Source organism: Tahibacter sp. (genome assembly GCF_035481375.1).
GTDB lineage: Bacteria > Pseudomonadota > Gammaproteobacteria > Xanthomonadales > Rhodanobacteraceae > Tahibacter.
The window spans coordinates 1-4,742 of record NZ_DATIGT010000036.1 but is presented as its reverse complement, the minus strand read 5'-3'; the positions used below and the strand labels follow the sequence as shown (position 1 = coordinate 4,742).

At 71.3% G+C, this 4,742-nt stretch carries 1 protein-coding gene; it reads left to right on the top strand.

What is annotated here, in order from left to right; all coding sequences use genetic code 11:
- Nucleotides 1–4,742: non-ribosomal peptide synthetase (locus tag VLF18_RS02520; protein ID WP_325278044.1), on the top strand; the 4,742-nt coding region annotated here is incomplete at both ends.

Sequence of the window (4,742 nt, the reverse complement as noted above, 5' to 3'; positions counted from 1 at the left end):
TCATCGACCGGCTCGAAGGCGGCAGCCGCCAGTACAACATGCCGGCGGCGCTGCGTTTGCGCGGCGCGCTCGACGTGCCGGCGCTGCAGTTCGCGCTCGACGCACTGCTCGCGCGCCACGAAATCCTGCGCACGCTCTACGCCGACGTCGACGGCGAGCCGGTCCAGATCGTGCGTCCGGCGCAGGCCCTGGCGCTCGCGGTCAGCGACCTGCGCGCTTGCGACGCATCCGTGCGCGACCGCGAACTCGCCGCCGTCGCGCACGACGAAGCCGCGCTCGCGTTCGATCTCGCGGCGGACCTGCCGCTGCGCTGCCGCCTCGTGCTGCTCGACCGCGACGATCACGCGCTCGTCTTCACGCTGCACCACATCGCCTCGGACGGCTGGTCGACCGGCGTGCTCGTGCGCGAATTCGTCGCGCTGTACGCGAGCCGCGCGCAGGGCCGCGACGCCGGTCTGCCGGCGCTGCCGATCCAGTACGCCGACTACGCCGCGTGGCAGCGGCAGCGGCTGCAGGGCGAGGCGCTGCAGAACCAGGTCCGCTACTGGCGCGACCACCTGGCCGACCTGCCGGTCGTGCATCAGCTGCCGCTCGACCGTCCGCGTCCGGCGCAGCAGCGCTTTGCGGGCGCCGCCGTCGAGCGCGTCGCGCCGCCGTCGCTGCTGCCGGCGCTCAAGGCGCTTGCACTGCAGCACGATGCGAGCCTGTTCATGCTGCTGCACGCGGCGTTCGCCACGCTGCTCGGACGCTGGAGCGGCGCGGCCGACATCGTCGTCGGCACGCCGATCGCGGGCCGCGTGCACCCGGACCTCGAGCCGCTGATCGGCTTTTTCGTCAACACATTGGTGCTGCGCACCGATCTGAGCGGCGATCCGCGGCTCGTCGACGTGCTCGACCAGGTGCGCACGCGTGCGCTCGCCGCGTACGCGCATCAGGACGTGCCGTTCGAAATGCTCGTCGACGAACTCAAGCCCGTGCGCAGTCTCAGCCACGCGCCGCTGTTCCAGATCCTGTTAACGCTGAAGACCACCGGGTCGGCCGAGCTGAGCCTGCCGGGCCTGCAGTTGTCCGCGCTGGCCGACGGCGACGAACTCGCGAAGTTCGACCTGCAGCTGACCGCCGAGGAAACCGCCGACGGCCTGCGCCTGTCGTGGCTCTATGCGCAGGACCTGTTCGAGGCGGACAGCATCGCGCGCCTCGCCGCCGCGTATGAGGATCTGCTGCAGGCCTTCGTTGCGACACCGCAGCAGACGCTCGGCGACCTCGTGCCGGCCGCGACGCGCGACATGGCGACGATCGACGCGTGGAACCGCTCGCAGGCGCCGTTCGACGAACGGTGCTTCCATCATCTGTTCGAGACGCAGGTCGCACGCTCGCCCGGCGCGGTCGCCGTCAGCGACGCGCAGTCGGCGCTGAGCTATGCGGAACTCGACCGTCGTGCGAACCGGGTCGCGCACGTGCTGCGCGCGCGGGGCGCCGGTCCCGAAACGCTGGTCGGCCTGTGCCTGCCGCGCACGGTCGACCTGGCCGTGGCATTGCTCGGCATCCTGAAGGCCGGCGCCGCCTACCTGCCGCTCGATCCGGGTTCTCCCGACGCGCATCTGCACTACATCGTGCGCGACAGCGGCGCGGCGCTCGCGCTCGCCGACGCGGAGGCGTGCCAGCGGCTCGCCGGCACCGGCGTCGCGCTGCTCGACATCGCCGATCCCGCCGTCGCCGCGGCGTCCGAAGTCACGCCGGCCGTGGACGTCAGAAGCGACAATGCGGCGTATTGCATTTATACCTCAGGATCCAGCGGCCGCCCGAAGGGCGTGCTGATCGAGCATCGCTCGCTCGCGAACCTTGCGGCGAACCTCGGCCCGGCCGGCATCGCCGGCGGCGTCATCCGCGGCTGCTGGGCGCTCGCGGCGTCGAGTGCGTTCGACGGCTCGATCAAGGCGCTGGTGCAGTGGGCGCACGGCGGCGAAGTGCTGATCGTGCCGGAAGCGACGAAGCTCGACGCGGTCGCGCTGCGCGCGCTGCTCGCGCGCCGGCACGTCGATGTCATGGACTGCACGCCGTCGCTGCTCGCGGCGTGGTTCGCGGCCGGACTCGACGACTGCCTGCCGAACCTCGTCATCGGCGGCGAGCCGATCGACCGCGCGCTGTGGCAGCGCCTCGTCGACTGGCAGGCCGCGCAAGGGCGCTACGCGATCAATGTCTACGGCCCGACCGAATGCTGCGTCGACACCACGGCGATGCGCATCGAAGGCACCGAACCGGTGATCGGCCGGCCGCTCGCGAACGTCCAGTGCCACGTGCTTGACGCGCAGGGCCGCGCGCTTCCGCCCGGCGTCGCCGGCGAGCTGTACATCGGCGGCGTCGGCGTCGGCCGCGGCTATGTGAACCAGCCGGAACTCACCGCGCAGAAATTCGTCGCGAGTCCATTCGATCCGGCGCAGCGCCTGTATCGCAGCGGCGACCGCGTGCGCTGGCGCAACGACGGCACGATCGACTACCTCGGCCGTCTCGACGACCAGGTCAAGCTGCGCGGCTTCCGCATCGAACCCGGCGAGATCGAAAGCCGCCTGCGCCTGCTCGGCGCGCGCGAAGCCGCGGTCGTCGTCTGCGGCGACGGCCTGCATGCGCGGCTCGTCGCCTACGTCGCCGGCAGCGGCGCCGATCTCGTCGATCGTCTGAAGGCCTGCCTCGCCGCGGAACTGCCGGCCTATCTGCAGCCGGCGGCCTACGTCGTGCTCGATCGTCTGCCGCTCACGGCGAACGGCAAGGTCGACCGCCGCGCGCTGCCGGAGCCGGAACTGCCGGCGCAGGCGTTCATCGCGCCCGAGGGCGACACCGAGCTGCGGCTCGCCGCGATCTGGTCGCGCATCCTGCGGCAGGATTCGATCGGCGCCGATGCGAATTTCTTCGCGCTCGGCGGTCATTCGCTGCTCGCCACGCGCGTCGCGAGCGAGATCGCGAAGACCTTCGGCAAGCCGCTGCCGGTGCGCGCGATCTTCGAGCACGGCAGCGTGCGCGCGCTCGCCGCGTACCTCGACGCGCAGGCCGTGTCGGGCTATGCGTCGATTCCGCGGGTTCCGCGCGAAGACGTGCTGCCGCTGTCGTTCGCGCAGCAGCGCCTGTGGTTCATCGACCGGCTCGAAGGCGGCAGCCGCCAGTACCACATGCCCGCGGCACTGAAGCTCGTCGGCCGGCTCGACCGGATCGCGCTGCAGCGGGCGCTCGACGCGCTCGTCGCGCGCCATGAAGTGCTGCGCACGCGATTCGCCGAAGTCGACGACATGCCGGTGCAGGTCATCGGCGCCGCCGAAGGCGTGGTGATCGCGGTCAGCGACCTGCGCACGCTCGATACGGCGGCGCGCGATGCGGAACTCGCGCGTCTCGCGCACGGCGAGGCCGGCGTGCCGTTCGATCTGTCGCGCGACCTGCTGCTGCGCTGCCGCCTCGTGCTGCTCGGCGACGATGTGCACGCGCTGCTGCTGACGGTGCATCACATCGCGTCCGACGGCTGGTCGACCGCGGTCATGGTGCGCGAGTTCGCCGCGCATTACGGCGCCTGCGTATCCGGCGGCGCGGCCGCGTTGCCGGACCTGCCGATCCAGTACGCCGACTACGCGGCGTGGCAGCGCGATCGCCTGTCCGGCGACGCGCTGCAGGCGCAGCTCGAGTACTGGCGCGACCAGCTCGCCGGCCTGCCGACGCTGCACGAACTGCCGCTCGACAAGCCGCGTCCCGCGCAGCAGCGCTTCGCCGGCGCGCGCCTCGAAAGCCGCACCTCGGCGACGCTGCAGGACGCGCTGAAGACGCTCGCGCTGACCGAAGGCGCGAGCCTGTTCATGCTGCTGCAGGCCGCGTTCGCGGTACTGATCGGCCGCTGGAGCGGCGCGCACGACATCGTCGTCGGCACGCCGATCGCCGGCCGCGTGCATCCGGAGCTCGATCATCTGATCGGCTGCTTCGTCAACACGCTCGTGCTGCGCACCGACCTGCGCGGCGAGCCGACCTTTCTCGACGTGCTCGCCCAGGCACGCACGCGCGCGCTCGCGGCCTATGCACACCAGGAAGTTCCGTTCGACCTGCTCGTCGACGAACTGAAACCGGCACGCAGCCTCGCGCACGCGCCGCTGTTCCAGGTGCTGCTGTCGATGAAGAACAACGAGCACGTCGAACTCGTGCTGCCGGAACTCACGCTCTCGCCGCTGCAGGACGGCCGGGAACTCGCGAAGTTCGATCTGCAATTGACGGTCGAGGAAACGGCCGAGGGGCTGCAGCTGTCGTGGCTCTACGCGCAGGATCTGTTCGAGCCGGCGACGATCGCGCGGATGGGCGAGGCGTTCGTCGCGCTGCTGGCCGCGATCGTCGCGGCACCGCAGCAGCGCGTTGCCGCGCTGCCGGTCATGGATGCGGCGGCGACGGAGGCGGTGCTTGCGCTGTCGAACGGTCCGCAGAGCGCGCGGTATCGCGACGCGGCATTGCCGCGGCAGTTCGCGCAGCAGGCGGCGATGACGCCCGATGCGGTTGCGGTGCGTTCGAGGGACATGTCGCTGCGCTATGCCGAACTCGATCGCCTGAGCGATCGCGTCGCGCGGCGCCTGCGCGCGGCGGGGCAGGGGCGCGGCACGCGCGTCGGCGTGCATCTGGATCGCTCGGTCGAGCTGATCGTGTCGCTGCTCGGCGTGATGAAGAGCGGTGCGGCGTACGTGATGCTGGATACGCGGCAGAGTGCGGAGCGGCTCAAGGCG